This is a genomic window from Microbispora sp. H13382 (genome assembly GCF_014161445.1).
Lineage (GTDB): Bacteria > Actinomycetota > Actinomycetes > Streptosporangiales > Streptosporangiaceae > Microbispora.
Genome location: NZ_JABBXA010000004.1, coordinates 314,459 through 330,081 on the forward strand (window position 1 = coordinate 314,459; position 15,623 = coordinate 330,081).

Here is a 15,623-nt window from a genome sequence, read left to right on the forward strand (position 1 = left end):
CGATGGATGCCAGCAAGCCCGCCAAGGCGGTCAAGGAGGTCGTGGAGAACGCAGCGGAGAAGGTGACTGACTTCCTGACGCCGGACGTGCCCGGCTCGCCGGGCAGCGCCCCGGCGACCGTGGAGGAGCCGACGACGCCGCGTGACCCGCTGCCCCCGAAGAAGGAGCAGGGCGCTCCCGCGACCGTCACGCCGACCGGAGCGGAGACCGGCGCGCCCGCCACGGCCAAGGGACAGCAGGGCGCCCACCTCACCACCGCGCAGGGGGCGCGGCTGCGCGACACCGACCACTCGCTGAAGGCGGGCGAGCGCGGCCCTACCCTGCTGCAGGACCACCATCTGCGCGAGAAGATCACGCACTTCGACCACGAGCGCATCCCCGAGCGTGTCGTCCACGCCCGGGGCGCCGGCGCCCACGGCGTTTTCGAGGCGTACGGCACCGCCGAAGCGGTGACCAGGGCCGGTTTCCTGAAGAAGGGGAAGAAGACCGACGTCTTCGTGCGGTTCTCCACGGTCCTCGGTTCGCGGGGATCGGCCGACACGGTCCGCGACACCCGCGGGTTCGCCACGAAGTTCTACACCGACGAGGGCACCTTCGACCTCGTCGCCAACAACATGCCGGTCTTCTTCATCCAGGACGGCATCAAGTTTCCCGACGTCATCCACGCGGGCAAGCCGCACCCGGACCGGGAGATCCCGCAGGCGCAGAGCGCGCACGACACGTTCTGGGACTTCGTCTCGCTGCACACCGAGGCGCAGCACCACACCATGTGGAACATGTCCGACCGCGGGATCCCGCGCTCCTTCCGGATGATGGAGGGCTTCGGCGTCCACACCTTCCGGCTGGTCAACGAGGCCGGGGAGACGGTGCTGGTCAAGTTCCACTGGAAGCCCAAGCTCGGCGTGCACTCCCTGACCTGGGAGGAGGCGCAGATGCTCGGCGGCATGGACCCCGACTTCCACCGCCGCGACCTCTACGACGCGATCGAGGCCGGCGCCTACCCTGAGTGGGAGCTCGGCATCCAGGTCCTCCCCGACACTCCTGACCAGACGTTCGAGGGCATCGACCTGCTCGACCCGACCAAGATCGTGCCTGAGGAGCTCGCGCCGGTGCAGCCCATCGGGAGGATGACGCTCGACCGGACGCCCACGAACTTCTTCGGCGAGGTCGAGCAGGTCGCCTTCCACGTCGGGCACCTGCCGCCGGGCATCGACGTCACCAATGACCCGCTGCTGCAGACGCGGCTGTTCTCCTATCTCGACACGCAGATCACGCGGCTGGGCGGCCCGAACTTCGCGCAGATCCCGATCAACCGTCCGCACTGCCCGGTCAACGACATGCTCCGCGACGGCTTCCACCAGCACGCCGTCCACGCCGGCGTCGCGCCGTACCGGCCGAACTCCCTGGACGGCGGCAACCCGTTCGTCGCCGGCGACGGCGAGAAGGCGTACACCGACGTGCCGGTCGAGGTCGCGCAGGCGAGGAAGGTCCGTGCCAACCCCGTGTCCTTCGACGACCACTTCAGCCAGACGCGCCTGTTCTGGCTGAGCATGACGCCGGTGGAGAAGGAGCACATCATCCGCGCCTACACCTTCGAGCTGGGCAAGTGCTACGAGCAGGCGATCAAGGAGCGTCAGCTCCAGTGCCTGGCGAACATCGACCCGGTCCTCTGCCGGGAGGTCGCCACCGGGCTGGGCCTTCCCGCGCCGGAGCCGGCCCTGCCGCTCGCCGACCCGGCGCCCAGCCCCGCGCTCTCGCAGGTGGGCAAGGAGTGGCCGGGTGACGGCCGCATGGTCGGCATCGTGGTCGACGACGGCGCCGACCTCGACGGCGTACGCGACCTGCGCAAGGCCGTGTTCGCCGCCGGGATGGTGCCGCTGCTGATCGCGCCGCACGGCGGCACGCTGGGAGACATGCCCGTGCAGCGGACCTTCGCCACCGCCCGGTCGATCGAGTTCGACGCGCTGCTGCTGGCGGCCGCGCCCGTGCCGGCGCCCGACGCGCTGCCCGCGCGCGACGCCAAGGCGGGAGCGGGCGATGCCACCGTGGTGGACCCGCGGGTCATGCTCATGATCGACGAGTGCTGGCGGCACGCGAAGGCGATCGGCGCGTGGGGCGGCGGCGCGAAACTGCTCGCGCAGGCCGGGATCACCGGCACGCCGGGCGTGGTCTCCGGTGACTCCGCCACCGAGGTGTTCACCGCAGTGCAGCGGTCGATGGCCGCCCACCGCGTCTGGGAGAGGTTCCCCGCCTCGGTCGCCTGACGGGTCCGCGTCAGGCGGCGAGGCGCGGGTCGCCCACTCCGCGCAGTCTCCACACGGCCTCCTCCCTTGATCGCCGCCGGGGGAGGAGGCCGTGGTGAGGAGCCCGGCGGATGGGTAGTGGGAGACAGTGCACCGATCCCGCGAATCCGGACGTCGACGAGCTCGTGATTCACGGTCGCGGCCGTTGTGAACGAGAGCCGGCCCTCCGGCATCGCGTGCCGGAGGGCCGGGTGCTCGGCGGTGAGCCGGTCGCTACCAGGTGATCGGCATCGTCGTCAGGCCGTGTACGACGGTGAGGGAGCGGAACAGGGGCTCGCCCGCCAACCGCAGGCCGGGGAACCGGCGCAGCAGGGCGGGGAACGCGATGTGCATCTCCATGCGGGCCAGGGGAGCACCGAGACAGTGATGGACGCCGTGTCCGAACGCGACGTGGCCGATGGCATCCCGGCGGATGTCCAGGTCGTCCGGGTTCGGGACGAGCCCCGGGTCGCGGTTGGCGGCGGGCAGGGAGCAGATGACGGTCTCGCCGGGGCCGAGGGTCCGATCGCCCAGCCGGACCTCGGACGTAGTGATCTTGACCGTCCCGGAGTGCACGATGCTCAGCCACCGCAGCAGTTCCTCGACGGCGGCGCCCACGCGGTCCGGCTCGTCGCGGAGCAGCGTGAGCTGGCCGGGGTGCCGCAGCAGGGCGAGTGTGCCCAAAGACAGCATGTTGGCCGTGGTCTCGTGCCCGGCGAGCAGCAGCAGGGTGCCGATGCCGGTGAGTTCGGCGTCGCTCAACTCGTCGCCGTGCTCGCGTACGAGCATGCCGAGCAGGTCATCACCGGGATCGGTCCGCATCCTCTCGATCAGGCCTGCGATGTACGCCCGGGCCTCCGCCGCCGCGGCCGCGCGTTCGTCCGGAGACAGGGACACGTCCAGGATCCGTTTGGACGTCCCCTGGAAGCCGGCCCGGTCGGCGTACGGCACGCCCAGCAGTTCGCAGATCACCAGGGAGGGAACCGGGAGGGCGAAGTCCGTCACCAGGTCGGCGGGTGGTCCGCCGCGCTCCATGGCGTCGAGATGGTCGTCGACGATCTGCTGGACTCTGGGCTCCAGCCGCCGCATCCGGCGGACGGTGAACTGGGCCGTGAGCATCCGGCGCAGCCGGGTGTGCTCGGGCGGGTCGGAGCCGAGCAGGTTGCCGGCGCGCATCGCGGCGGCCTCCTCCGCACTGGGCGGCGGCGCGCCGGGCGGCCGGAGCGGAGGCACGAGCGCGTTGCTGTACAGCTCGGGATGGCTCAGCACCGTACGGACATCCTCGAACCTGGTGACCAGCCAGGCGTCGGTGCCGAACACGGTGCGGATCCGGGCGACCCCCTCGTCGTTCCGCAGCGCGGAGAGCTCTGGGACGGGATGGAATCCGTCCCTTCGCATGTGCAGGGGCGGGGACATGTCGCGCACGCGATCTCCTCGGGTCACCGGCAGTCTGATGATCACCTTGCCATGATCCGACGATAACCGTCAGGTGCCCGCCGTGGACGGTCGTGACGCGATTTCGGCGGCGGCGCCCCATGCCGTTCGGCCGGGCGGCCGCGTGTCAGGGCGCGAGCCCGGCCAGGGCGGCGCTGTAGATCTCGACGGCCTCCTCGATCCGGTGGACCAGGCAGTATTCGTCGGTGACGTGCGCCTGCTCGGGCTCGCCCGGGCCGCAGATGACCGTGGGACCCCCGCCGCAGGCGGTGGCGAGGACCGAGGCGTCGGTGAAGTAGCTGGCCGCCGGCTGGTCGCCAGGAGCGCCCGCCCCCGCGTCGACCAGGGCCCGCACGAAGGGGTCGTCCGGCTCCGTCCAGATCGCGGGCAGGTCCACGAGCACGTCGAGGGTCGCCTCGTCGCCGAGCGCGGTCTGCAACCGCTCGCGGAGCCGTCCGTGGTCCTGGCCGGCGACGGTCCGCAGGTCGATGGTCGCGGCGGCCAGGTCGGGCACGGAGTTCACGTTGATCCCGCCGCGCACCGTCCCCACGTTCACCGTGGACGGGCCGAGCCAGGGGTGATCGGGCACCCCGGGATCGAACCGCTCGACGGCGCCGATAACCCGGGCGAGCTTGTAGATCGCGTTGTCGCCGAGGTGCGGCATCGAGCCGTGCGCCGTCCTGCCTCGCGTGGTGGCCTCCAGCCAGAGCGCGCCCTTGTGCCCGAGCAGCACCCGGTTGGCGGTCGGCTCGGCCACCAGCAGCGCGCGCGACCTGCCCACCAGGCCCGCGGCCGCCATGCCGGCCGCGCCGTCACAGCCGGTCTCCTCGCCGGCGGTGAGGACGACCTCCAGCGCGACCTTCGCCCCGGCGCGGCGCACGTGCCGCTCGGCAGCGACCACCAGCGCGGCCACCCCGGCCTTCATGTCGCTCGAACCACGTCCGTACAGCCGGTCGCCGTCGATCTCCGCGCCGTGCGGCGCGTGCCGCCACGCCTGCCCGCCCAGCGGCACCGTGTCGAGATGCCCGGTCAGCGTCACCGGCTCGCCCGTTCCCCAACGGGCGACCAGGCCGGTCCGGCCGGGCGCGTGCTCGTGCCGCCGCACCGCGAAACCGGCGTCCGACAGTCGTCTGGCGAGCGGTTCGGCCACCGCGGCCTCGCCCCCGCCCACCGAGTCGATCCTGATCAGCTCGCGTGCGAGCTCGACCGCCTCGTTCACCCGGACTCCTTCCCTGACCTACTCCGCGACGCCGGCCGCCGACAGCCGGCTGGTCTGCCGTACGACGAGCCTGGGCGTGATCGCGATCCGCTGCGCGGGCCGCGGGTCGGCGGCCTTGACCTGGCCGAGCAGGCGCACCGCCTCCGCCGCCATCTCCTCCACCGGCTGGCGCACGGTGCTGAGCGGTGGGTCGCACATCGTCGCGTGTCCCACGTCGTCGAACCCGACCACCGAGACGTCCTCGGGAACGCGCGCCCCGCCGAACCGCAGCGACCGCACCAGGCCCACGGCGATCTCGTCGTTCCCGCAGACCACCGCGTCCGGCAGCCGGCCGGCGTCGAGCAGCCTGCGCCCGGCCTCGACGCCCCATTCCAGTGTGAACTCGCCCAGCAGCGGCGGCAGGACCTCCACCCCCGCCCGCGCCGCGGCGCGTTCGAACCCGCTGAGCCGCAGCCGGGCGGAGGAGCTCACCAGCCGGCTGCCCGCGAAGACCACCGAGCGTGCCCCGCCCGCGAGCACGTGGTCGACCGCCAGGGTCACCCCGGCCTCGTCGTCCACGCCCACCCAGTCGGCCGCGCCGCCCTCGATGTGGCGGTCGAGCTGCACGAGGGGCACCCGCCGGGCCGCGTCCAGCACCGCCGGGACGCTGGCCTCGATGTCGCACGGACTGATGATCAGCCCGTCCACGCGCCGGGCCAGCAGGGTGCCCAGCCTCCGCGCCTCGACCTGGGGATCGTACCGGGACGAACACAGCAGCAGGTCGGTGCCGGAGTTCTGCAGCTCGCGCTCCACGGCCTCGACGATCGTGGTGAAGAACGGGTTCCCGATGCCCGGCACGACCATGCCGATGGTGCCGGTGGTCTGGTCGCGCAGCGCCTTGGCGACCGCGTTCGGCTGGTAGCCGAGTTCGGCCGCGGCACGCGCGACCCGCTCGGCGACCTCGGGCGTGACCTTGCGCCGCCCCGAGAGCGCGCGGGAGGCCGAGGCCACGGAGACGCCCGCGGCTCGCGCCACGTCGTGGATCGTCACGCCCATCGTGTAATCGATTTCCCTTGATCTTTGCCAACGATCGACCTTGCGGCCCCTTGCGGTGCCGGGATCACACGGAACGATAGAGGTTCAGTGAGGAAACCGCACCTTGACGGTGCTTTTTGGGTCCCACTAGCATGCCCGAAACTCGGGTAATCGATTACCCGCCGACCACCCCTACCCGGCCCCCCGAAAGGCTCATCTCTCATGGCTCGATCCACGAGACTCATCCGCCTGACAGCGGCGACGACGATCCTGGCCACCGGCCTGCTGGCGGCGGCCTGTGGCAGCTCGGACGACTCCGGCGCCTCCGGAGGCTCCGGCGGAGACCGGCCGAAGGTCGGACTCGTCCAGATCAACCAGCAGGCGATCTTCTTCAACGAGATGAACGCCGGCGCCCAGCAGGCGGCGAAGGAGGCGAACGTCGACCTCACGATCTTCAACGCCAACGACGACCCGGCCAAGCAGAACGAGGCCATCGACAACTTCGTCCAGCAGCAGTTCGACGCGGTCATCGTCGTCGCCATCGACGTCGAGGGCATCAAGCCCGCAGTGAAGATCGCCAAGGACGCCGGGCTGAAGGTCGTCGCCGTCGACGCCATCGTCGACTCGCCCGCCGTGGACACCCAGGTGGGCGTGGACAACGCCGCCGCGGCCCAGCAGGCGGGCGACTTCGTCAACAAGTGGGCCCAGGCGCAGGGCCTGACCGCGCCGAAGATCGGCGTGGTGGGCGCGCTCAACTCCTTCATCCAGAACATCCGCAAGGACGACTTCAACAAGACCGTCGAGGGCGCCGGCGCGAAGATCGTGCAGACCGTCGACGGGCAGAACAAGCAGGAGGCCGCGATGTCGGCCGCGGAGAACCTGCTCACCTCCCGCTCCGACATGAACATCGTGTACGCCACCGGTGAGCCGGCCCTGCTCGGCACGGTCGCCGCGGTGAAGTCGCAGAACGCGGCCGACCGGGTCAAGGTCTTCGGCTGGGACCTGACCAAGGAGGCCATCAACGGCATCGACGAGGGGTTCGTCGCCGGCGTGGTCCAGCAGGACCCGAAGACCGAGGGCTACGAGGCCGTCAAGGAGGCCCAGGCCCTGGTCGGCGGCGCCCAGGCGAAGAAGAAGATCGACGTGCCCGTGACGATCGTGACCAAGGACAACGTCGACCCGTACCGCGCCACGTTCAAGTGAGCGGCGAAGGGACTCGCATGACCGACCAGAAGGCGGATCGCGTTGATCGGGTGGTCATGCGCGACATCCGCAAGCGCTACGGAATGGTCGACGCGCTGCGCGGCGTGACGCTGCGCGTCGGCCCGGGAGAGGTGGTGGGGCTCGTCGGCGACAACGCGGCCGGCAAGTCCACCCTCATGAAGGTGCTGGCCGGCGCCGTCGTGCCGGACTCCGGCGAGATCGTCTTCGACGGCCGGCCGGTCTCCTTCGCCAGCCCGAAGGACGCCCGCGAGCTGGGCATCGAGATGGTCTACCAGGACCTCGCGCTCTGCGACGACATCGACGTGGCCGGGAACCTGTTCCTCGGCAGGGAGCCGCGCAAGGCCGGCGGCATGATGCTCGACGTGCGCAAGATGCACGCGGACGCCCGTCGCCACCTGGACGCGCTGAACATCCGGATCCCGCTGACGGACATCCCCGTCGGAGGACTGTCCGGCGGTCAGCGGCAGGCGGTCGCCATCGCCCGGGCGGTGACCTTCGGGCCCAAGCTGCTCATCCTCGACGAGCCGACGGCGGCGCTCGCCGTCGCCGAGGTCGAGACCGTCCTCGAACTGATCAAGACCGTCTCGGCCCAGGGCGTGTCGGTGATCCTCATCACGCACCGCCTGCAAGACCTCTTCCGGGTCTGCGACCGGCTGTGCGTCATGTACGAGGGCACGCTCAGGGCCGACCTCGACGCCCGGAGCACCAGCCTCGAACGGCTCGTGTCCGAGATCGTCGCCCACGACGAGGAAGACAAGGAGGGGAGGCGACGGTGACCGCCACCAAGACCGGGACCGGTCACGGGACCAGCCAGCGGGTCGTCACCACCAGGTCGGCCCGGGCCAACGCCCACATCGGCCGGCACGCGCAGACGATCGCGATCGCGGTCGTGCTGGTGGTCCTACTGATCTTCTTCGCGTTCTCCGCCGACCGGTTCGCCACGACGGGCAACCTGCTCAACCTGTTGCGGCAGATCGCCCCCACGCTGGTCGTCGCGACCGCGATGACCTTCGTGATCAGCACGTCCGGCATCGACCTGTCGGTCGGCTCCACGGTCGCACTGTCGGGTTCGCTGCTCGCGATCGTGCTGCAGCACGGGTGGAACCCCACCCTCGCCCTGGTCGCGATCCTCGCGCTCGGCGCCCTGATCGGGTTCGTGAACGGGTGGTTCTCCTCCTACCAGAGCATCCCGCCGTTCATCGTCACACTCGCGATGTTGTCGATCATGCGGGGCACGGCGCTGCGCGCCACCGAGGGCTACTCGACCCCCATCGACGGGAACCTCTGGATCGTCCAGATCGGCCAGGGCCGCATCGCCGGGGTGCCCGTCCCGGCCATCATCGCCGTGGTGGTCGCGCTGATCGGCTGGCTCGTCCTCACCCGGACGCCGTTCGGCCGCTACGTCATCGGCCTCGGCTCCAACGGCGAGTCGCTGCGCCGCACCGGCGTTAACACGCGGAAGGTCGGGCTGACCGTCTACGTGCTCGCCGGCGTCGCGGCGGCGGTCGCGGGCGTGCTCATCGCCACCCGCCTCAGCTCCGGCTCGTCCAACGCCGGCACCGGCTTCGAGCTGGAGGTCATCACGGCCGTCGTGCTCGGCGGCACCAGCCTCTTCGGCGGCCGGGCGAGCATGCTCGGCACGATCCTCGGCGCGCTCACGCTCGGCGTGATCGCCAACGGCCTGGTGCTGCTGCACGTCTCGCCGTTCTACGTGCAGATCGTCCAGGGCGGCATCCTGCTGCTGGCCATCTTCGCCAACAGCAAGGTGTGGGCGAAGTTCGGGGCGATCCGGAAATGACGTCCCCGGCCCGGCCCGCGGCCGTGACGACCGTGCTCGGCCCGGTGTCCCCCGACGACCTCGGGATCACGCTCTGCCACGAGCACCTGCGCAACGACGGCGCCCGCGCCTGGCACCCCGCGCCCGAGGGCGACGCCGAGGGCGAGCTGATCGCCCGCGACCGCCTGCGGTTGGAGTTCCTCGGCAGACTGCGCAACGACCCGTACCTCTCCCGCGACAACGTCTCGCTGGACGACACGGGGACCGCGATCGAGGAGGTGCGCAGGTTCGCCGAGCGCGGCGGGCGCACGCTGCTCGAAGTGACCCCCGAGGGGATCGGGCGGGCGCCCGCCGAGCTGGTCGCGATCGCCCGCGCCACCGGGCTGAACATCGTCATGGGCTGCGGTTTCTACCTGGAGAAGACCCACCCCGCCCGGGTCCGCTCGATGACGGCGGCGGACGTCGCCGACGAGATCGAGCGCGACCTCACCGAGGGCGTGGGCGGCGTTCGCGCCGGAGTGATCGGTGAGATCGGCGTCTCGCCCGACTTCACCGCCGAGGAGGAGAAGGTGCTGCGCGGCGCGGCCCGGGCGCAGGCCCGCACCGGCGTGCCGCTCTCGGTCCACCTCCCCGGCTGGGTACGGCACGGCCACCGCGTGCTCGACGTCGTCGCGGAGGAGGGCGGCCTGCTCGCCGGCACCGTGCTCTCGCACCTGAACCCCAGCGGGGCGGACCGCGACTACCAGGTGTCCCTCGCCCTGCGCGGCGCCTACCTCGGCTACGACATGTGCGGCATGGACTACCTCTATCCGGGCGAGGGCCAGTCCCCGTGCGACGAGGAGAACGCCGCCGCCGTGGCCTGGCTGGTCCGCGCCGGGCTCGGGCACCGGGTGCTGCTCTCCCAGGACGTGTTCCTGAAGACCATGCTCGTCCGCTACGGCGGCACCGGCTACGCCCACATCCTCACCCACTTCGTCCCGCGCCTGCACCGGCACGGGCTGACCGCCGGCGACACCACCCGGCTGCTCGCGGACAACCCGCGCGAGCTCTTCCTCGCCGCCGCGCGCGGCCACTGATCACAGAAGTAGATAGAAGGAGACGATTTCCATGACCCGCGTGCTCGTCGCCGGTGAATCGTGGGTGAGCGTGTCGACCCACTACAAGGGCTTCGACGCGTTCACCTCGACCACCTACCACACCGGAATCGAACCCCTGCGGGGCGTCCTGACCGCCGACGGCATCGAGGTCGACCACCTGCCCGCGCACGACGTGCCCGCGTTGTTCCCCGGCACGCCCGAGGCGCTGGCCGCCTACGACGTGATCGTGCTCTCCGACATCGGGGCCAACAGCATCCTGCTGCACCCCGCCACCTGGCTGGCCAGCGAGAAGACCGTCAACCGGCTCGACCTGCTGGCCGAGTGGGTGGAGCAGGGCGGCGGCCTCGCCATGGCCGGCGGCTACCTGAGCTTCCAGGGCTTCGAGGCCAAGGCCGCGTTCGCCGGTACGGCGGTCGAACGGGTGCTCCCCGCCGAGATCTCCCGCTACGACGACCGCGTCGAGACCCCGCAGGGCGTGCCCGGCCTGCTGGCCGACGACGCGCACCCCATCGTGGCCGGGCTCCCCGCCCAGTGGCCCGACCTGCTCGGCTACAACCGGTTCGCGCTGCCCGAGGACGCGACGCTGCTCGCGACCGTCGCCGGCGACCCCCTGCTCGCCGTACGGCAGGCCGGGGCGGGCCGCACGCTCGCCTGGGCCTCCGACATCGCGCCGCACTGGTGCCCGGACGAGTTCGTCTCCTGGGACGGCTACCGCACCCTGTTCACCCGGGCGGTCCGCTGGCTCGCGAAGGAGCTCTGACATGCCGATCCCGGTGATCCTCGACTGCGACCCCGGGCACGACGACGCCATGGCCATCCTGCTCGCGGTGGCCAGCCCGGCGATCGACCTGCGCGCGGTCACGACCGTCGCGGGGAACCAGACGGTGGAGAAGACCGCGCTCAACGCCCGCCGGATGCTGAGCCTCGCGGGCGTCACCGGCGTGCCGGTCGCCGCGGGCTGCGACCGCCCGCTGACGGCGCCGCTGGAGATCGGCGACTACGTCCACGGGGAGAGCGGCCTTGACGGCCCGGCGTTCGGAGAGCCGAGCGTGCCGCTCGACCCCCGCCACGGCGTTGACCTCATCCACGACACGCTGGCGGCCGCCGCCGAGCCGGTGACCGTGGTGGCCATCGGCCCGCTGACGAACATCGCCACCCTGCTGCGCCGCCATCCCGAGGACCGCGAGCGGATCAGGGAAGTCGTGATCATGGGAGGTTCCACGGATCGCGGCAACCACACGCCGTACGCGGAGTTCAACATCTACGCCGATCCGGAGGCGGCGGCGGAGGTGCTGGACAGCGGTGTGCCGACGACATGGGTCGGGCTCAACGTCAGCCACCAGGCGCTGGTGACCGCCGACGTGCTCGCCAGGATCGACGCGCTCGGCACCCCGCTCGCCCGGGTCTGCGTGGAACTGCTCACGTTCTTCGGCTCCACCTACCACGAGACCTGGGGCTTCCCCGCTCCGCCGCTGCACGACCCGATCACGGTGGCGTACCTGATCGATCCCGAGGTCATGACGTACGAGCGGGTGGGCCTGCGGATCGAGCTGGACGGCCGGCACACCCGGGGTGCGACCGTGGCCGACCTGCACCACCGCATGGACTGGGAGCCCAACGCGAACGTCGGCATCGGGCTGGACCGGGACCGGTTCTGGGATCTCATGATCGGCGCGATCGAGACGCTCGGCCGGGCCTCCTGAGCCTCGCCGCAGCACTGACAGCCTGAAACAGGAGGAACATCATGGAACCCCAAGGTGTCGTCGTCGTCGGGAGCATCTCCGCGGATGTCACCGCCTTCACCCGCCGCCTCCCGCGCCGGGGAGAGACCGTTCTCGGCGACGACGTCACCTTGGTCCTCGGAGGGAAGGGCGCGAACCAGGCGGTCGCCGCCGCCCGTGCGGGGGCGCCCACCTGGCTGGTCGGCTGCGTCGGCACGGATCCGTTCGGTGAGATCGTCTCGTCGGCGCTGCGCTCCCACGGCGTGGCGCTGACGGAGGTCCGCTCCGTGGCCGGCCGCACCGGCGTCGCGCACATCAGGGTGGACGCGTCGGGCGAGAACGACATCGTCATGACTCCACTGGCCAACGCGGACCTGAACGCCGCCATGGTGGACGAGAGCATCGGGGCCGTGCGCGACAAGGCGAGCGTGCTCCTGCTCCAGCTCGAGACCCCCGCCGACGTCGCCTGTCACGCCGCCGAAGCGGGTGCGCGGGCCGGCCTGACCGTGGTGCTCGACCCCGCGCCCGCGCAGCCGCTGCCCGACCGGGTCTGGCCGCACGTCGCCGTCGTCACCCCCAACGAGAGCGAGGCGGCCGCGCTGACCGGGGTGGAGGTCGTCGACGTCGCGTCCGCCGAGCGGGCCGCGGCCTGGTTCCTCGACCGCGGCGTGCGCCACGCGCTCATCACGCTCGGCGCGGCCGGGGCCCTGTCGGTCACCCCGGAGCGCACCCGGCACTTCCCCGCCTACGCCGTCACCCCGGTTGACACCACCGCCGCGGGCGACGCCTTCACCGGCTTCGTGGGCGCGGCCCTCGCGGCCGGCCTCGACACCGCCACGGCCATCCGCCGGGGGATGGCCGCCGGGGCCCTCGCCACCACGCTGCCCGGCGCCAGCCCCTCGCTCCCCGACCGGAAGGCCGTGGACGAACTGCTCGACGCCGAGGGAACCGCCCGATGACGCGCGCCGGCATGGGCTGAGCCGCGCGGGCCGCTGCCGGCGGGGGCGGTATCTCGGCGCGCCCCGGCGGCGGTGGGGAACAGGGCGGGAAAGAGCAGGCAAAGCCGCCTCCGGGCCGTGTCCGCGGGCGTTAGCGTCGCGCCGACCCGCTGCGTCGTGCCGATCCCGGCGCGGCCGGTCATGACCGTACGGGGGCCGGCCGGGCACAGCCCGCCGCGACGAAGGGGCAGGCGTGGACCGAGCGCGTGGAGCCGCTGCCGTGACCGTGGCGCTGATGATCGTCGGGGGATACGCCCTCGCCGGCTGCGCGGCGGGGCCGCCCGTGCCACCGGTCGCGCCGTCGCGGGTCACCGAAGCTCCGACGGCGTCCGCCCGGCCGTCGCCGCAGGCGTCGGTTGGGGCGAAGGGCCGGGATCAGGTCGACATCTACGCGGCCGACCGTCCGGGCATGCTCAGCCCCGTCGTGAAGGGCTTCCGCTCTCTCGTCTACGTGCCCAACAGCGAGAGCGGCACGGTCGACGTCATCGACCCGGAGACGTACCGCATCGTGCGGCACTTCACGGTCGGGGCGCTGCCCCAGCACGTGGTGCCGTCCTGGGACCTCAAGACGCTGTGGGTGAACAACAACCGGGGCAACTCCCTGACCCCGATCGACCCCCGCACGGGCAGGCCCGGCCGCCCGGTGCCCGTGGAGGACCCCTACAACCTGTACTTCTCGCCGGACGGCACGTACGCGCTGGTCATGGCGGAGCGCAACAACCAGCTCGACCTGCGCGACCCGCACAGCATGAAGCTGCTGCGCTCGCTGTCGCTGCCCTGCCGGGGGATCAACCACGGGGACTTCACCGCCGACGGCTCGGTGTTCCTCGCGAGTTGCGAGTTCAGCGGAGACCTCGTCGTGCTCGACTGGCGCACGCCGAGCGTGATCCGGCACATCCATCTGGGCCACATGAGCATGCCGCAGGACGTGAAGCTGTCGCCCGACGGCACCGTCTTCTACATCGCCGACATGGAACGGCACGGGGTGTGGCTGGTGGACGCGGCGACGTACGAGGTCATGCGGTTCCTGCCGACCGGCCGGGGCGCGCACGGCCTCTACGTCAGCCGCGACTCGCGCCATCTGTACGTGTCGAACCGGGGTGAGGGATCGGTGTCGGTCGTGTCGTTCGCGAAACGGAAGGTGGCGGACGTCTGGCGGATCCCCGGAGGGGGCTCGCCCGACATGGGCGGCGTGTCGGCGGACGGCACGAAGCTGTGGCTCAGCGGTCGCTACCACGGGGTCGTCTACGTCTTCGACACCCGGGACGGCAGAGTCGTCCGCACCATCCGGGTCGGCGCCGGGCCGCACGGGCTGTGCGTGTATCCCCAGCCCGGCCGGTACTCGCTCGGCCACACGGGTGTCTTCCGGTGACCTGAGCCCTCGGGGCCGGCCGCCGCGGGGAGCGCCCTCGGATGCCGAACCGATACAGGGATGGTGAATCGGTATCAAAGGTCATCATTATGATCGATTCCGATCGTGTCCCCCCATCCCAGGAGTAACTCCGTGCGTACCCGATCCCTGCTGACGGCCGCCGTGGTGGCCGCCGGCGTGGTCGCCGTCTCCCAGCCCTCCTACGCGGCGGGCCCGGCCGTCCGGATCACCAAGATCTACTATGACTCGCCCGGCTCGCCGGACTTCGGCGCGAACAGCAGCCTGAACGGCGAGTACGTGCAGATCAAGAACACGACGAGGAAGGCCGTGAGCCTCAGGGGCTGGACCGTACGCGACAGGACGAGGCGAGCGGACCACGTCTACACGTTCGGCGGGTTCACCCTCGGAGCCGGGAAGACGGTCACCCTGCGGACCGGCAGGGGGAAGAACACCGCGACCACCCTCTACTGGGGCAGGAGCGGGGGAACTTTCGCCTACATCTGGAACCAGACCGCGGACGCGGCGTACCTGCGGGACGCCTCCGGCGCGCTGGTCGACTCCTGCTCGTACAACTCGTCGCGGCACGACTACAAGATCTGCTGACCTGAACCGGCGGCCCCGCGGTCCGGTCGGCGAGATCGCGGTGGCATGACCGTATGTGAAACATTCAGCGGCCCCGCGGGGATTTCGACCGGCTCCGCCGCCGTCCCTGTCCTGGTCGTCGCGGAGCGGCGTCGGCAAGGTCCCCCCGGGCGCCGCGTTAACGCCGGACCGGATCCAGCCCTCGCGATCGCCCCGCTGGATCGGCCCGTGGCCGCGGCCATAGCCTCCGGGCACTCGCACTCCTGCAACGGATGAGGTGTGATTTGACCGCACGCTCGACAGGACGTCGCCTCACGGCGTCGTTCGCCATGGCCATCGGGGCGATCGCCGCCGCGCTCCTGCCGCTCAGCCCCGCGCACGCGGCGTACGGCCCGGACCAGCCGGTCTACCTGCAGCTGGTGAGCAACGACGGCAACGCGACGCAGCTGGCCCTCCTGGACGGCACTGTGGCGTTCGACGACGGGAACACGAAGTACCGCTACTCGCTGCGCCTGTGCTGGCAGCACGCCTACCCGCAGCCCTACTTCACGATCAACGTGAACGGCACGAGCACGGCCTGGCCGACCCAGGTCGGCCCGACGTCGATGCCCGGGTGCCAGCAGGCCTACCTGTACAGCGCCGAGGTGAACTTCGGCAGCACCGTCCGCAACGTCCGCTTCGACGTGACCGGCGGGTGGTTCGGCAGCAACGGGCAGTACCAGATGCGGACGAAGAGCACCGGCACCTACGACAACCCCTACAACTGAGCGCTGTCGCCGGAGCGCACCGGGGACAGTGTGAACCATGACCGAACGGCGAGGTCTCCGGCGGGCGGTTCCATCAGGACCGCCGACGCCGGGGACCTCGCGCCGCCTCCCGCCCGGGCCCGCGGGCGGAAGGCGT

Annotated in this window: 14 protein-coding genes; 11 read left to right on the forward strand and 3 right to left on the reverse strand. The window is 71.4% G+C overall.

Going from position 1 to position 15,623, the window contains the following annotated elements; all coding sequences use genetic code 11:
* The first annotated feature begins 2 nt into the window (after positions 1-2).
* Positions 3-2,264 (forward strand): catalase, encoded by a 2,262-nt coding sequence (locus HHX41_RS11190; protein ID WP_182905885.1) that lies wholly within the window; start codon positions 3-5, stop codon positions 2,262-2,264.
* Between the two features lie 252 nt (positions 2,265-2,516).
* Here the strand turns inward: HHX41_RS11190 and HHX41_RS11195 are convergent, their stop codons facing one another.
* The 3 genes from HHX41_RS11195 to HHX41_RS11205 form a co-directional block, all read right to left on the reverse strand.
* The gene (locus HHX41_RS11195) at positions 2,517-3,698 is read right to left on the reverse strand and encodes a cytochrome P450 (RefSeq protein ID WP_259400893.1); all 1,182 of its coding nucleotides are present in this window, start codon (positions 3,696-3,698) and stop codon (positions 2,517-2,519) included.
* A gap of 145 nt (positions 3,699-3,843) precedes the next feature.
* On the reverse strand, positions 3,844-4,935 hold the full coding sequence (locus HHX41_RS11200) for a M20 family metallopeptidase (protein WP_182905886.1): 1,092 nt from the start codon (positions 4,933-4,935) through the stop codon (positions 3,844-3,846).
* An 18-nt stretch (positions 4,936-4,953) separates the two neighbouring features.
* Positions 4,954-5,970, reverse strand: coding sequence for a LacI family DNA-binding transcriptional regulator (locus HHX41_RS11205; RefSeq protein ID WP_169983221.1), 1,017 nt, complete (start codon positions 5,968-5,970; stop codon positions 4,954-4,956).
* A gap of 201 nt (positions 5,971-6,171) precedes the next feature.
* On the opposite strand from HHX41_RS11205, the gene HHX41_RS11210 reads away from it, so the two are divergent.
* The 10 genes from HHX41_RS11210 to HHX41_RS11255 all read left to right on the forward strand — a co-directional run bounded on the left by HHX41_RS11210 (position 6,172) and on the right by HHX41_RS11255 (position 15,487).
* Entirely contained in the window at positions 6,172-7,152 is a 981-nt protein-coding gene (locus tag HHX41_RS11210) for a substrate-binding domain-containing protein (RefSeq protein ID WP_169983220.1), read from the forward strand.
* A 17-nt stretch (positions 7,153-7,169) separates the two neighbouring features.
* The gene (locus HHX41_RS11215) at positions 7,170-7,949 is read left to right on the forward strand and encodes an ATP-binding cassette domain-containing protein (protein ID WP_182905887.1); all 780 of its coding nucleotides are present in this window, start codon (positions 7,170-7,172) and stop codon (positions 7,947-7,949) included.
* Positions 7,946-8,971 carry an ABC transporter permease gene (locus HHX41_RS11220; protein ID WP_310741926.1) on the forward strand — a complete coding sequence of 342 codons (1,026 nt, stop codon included), beginning with the start codon at positions 7,946-7,948 and terminating at the stop codon, positions 8,969-8,971. The genes HHX41_RS11215 and HHX41_RS11220 overlap by 4 nt, the downstream gene beginning before the upstream one ends.
* Complete coding sequence (locus tag HHX41_RS11225; RefSeq protein WP_182905888.1) at positions 8,968-10,026, forward strand: phosphotriesterase; 1,059 nt, start codon at positions 8,968-8,970, stop codon at positions 10,024-10,026. The genes HHX41_RS11220 and HHX41_RS11225 overlap by 4 nt, the downstream gene beginning before the upstream one ends.
* Before the next feature lie 31 nt (positions 10,027-10,057).
* Positions 10,058-10,807: a glutamine amidotransferase gene (locus HHX41_RS11230; protein ID WP_169983217.1), complete on the forward strand. Its 750-nt coding sequence runs from the start codon at positions 10,058-10,060 to the stop codon at positions 10,805-10,807.
* A gap of 1 nt (position 10,808) precedes the next feature.
* A complete protein-coding gene (locus HHX41_RS11235) occupies positions 10,809-11,750 on the forward strand; it encodes a nucleoside hydrolase (RefSeq protein WP_182905889.1) in 942 nt (313 codons plus the stop codon).
* A gap of 41 nt (positions 11,751-11,791) precedes the next feature.
* Entirely contained in the window at positions 11,792-12,727 is a 936-nt protein-coding gene (locus HHX41_RS11240; RefSeq protein WP_182905890.1) for a ribokinase, read from the forward strand.
* Between the two features lie 259 nt (positions 12,728-12,986).
* Entirely contained in the window at positions 12,987-14,138 is a 1,152-nt protein-coding gene (locus HHX41_RS11245; RefSeq protein WP_220503937.1) for a YncE family protein, read from the forward strand.
* Positions 14,139-14,270: 132 nt separating this feature from the next.
* Positions 14,271-14,741, forward strand: coding sequence for a lamin tail domain-containing protein (locus HHX41_RS11250; RefSeq protein WP_182905892.1), 471 nt, complete (start codon positions 14,271-14,273; stop codon positions 14,739-14,741).
* A 263-nt stretch (positions 14,742-15,004) separates the two neighbouring features.
* Positions 15,005-15,487, forward strand: a complete 483-nt coding sequence (locus HHX41_RS11255) for a hypothetical protein (RefSeq protein WP_182905893.1) — start codon at positions 15,005-15,007, stop codon at positions 15,485-15,487.
* The last annotated feature ends 136 nt before the right edge of the window (positions 15,488-15,623 follow it).

Excerpts from the sequence above, each read along its gene's own strand:
- HHX41_RS11195 (WP_259400893.1), bottom strand. The coding sequence starts at position 3,698 with ATGTCCCCGCCCCTGCACATGCGAAGGGACGGATTCCATCCCGTCCCA.
- HHX41_RS11240 (WP_182905890.1), top strand. The coding sequence starts at position 11,792 with ATGGAACCCCAAGGTGTCGTCGTCGTCGGGAGCATCTCCGCGGATGTC.
- HHX41_RS11215 (WP_182905887.1), top strand. The coding sequence starts at position 7,170 with ATGACCGACCAGAAGGCGGATCGCGTTGATCGGGTGGTCATGCGCGAC.
- HHX41_RS11205 (WP_169983221.1), bottom strand. The coding sequence starts at position 5,970 with ATGGGCGTGACGATCCACGACGTGGCGCGAGCCGCGGGCGTCTCCGTG.
- HHX41_RS11190 (WP_182905885.1), top strand. The coding sequence starts at position 3 with ATGGATGCCAGCAAGCCCGCCAAGGCGGTCAAGGAGGTCGTGGAGAAC.
- HHX41_RS11230 (WP_169983217.1), top strand. The coding sequence starts at position 10,058 with ATGACCCGCGTGCTCGTCGCCGGTGAATCGTGGGTGAGCGTGTCGACC.
- HHX41_RS11225 (WP_182905888.1), top strand. The coding sequence starts at position 8,968 with ATGACGTCCCCGGCCCGGCCCGCGGCCGTGACGACCGTGCTCGGCCCG.
- HHX41_RS11235 (WP_182905889.1), top strand. The coding sequence starts at position 10,809 with ATGCCGATCCCGGTGATCCTCGACTGCGACCCCGGGCACGACGACGCC.
- HHX41_RS11210 (WP_169983220.1), top strand. The coding sequence starts at position 6,172 with ATGGCTCGATCCACGAGACTCATCCGCCTGACAGCGGCGACGACGATC.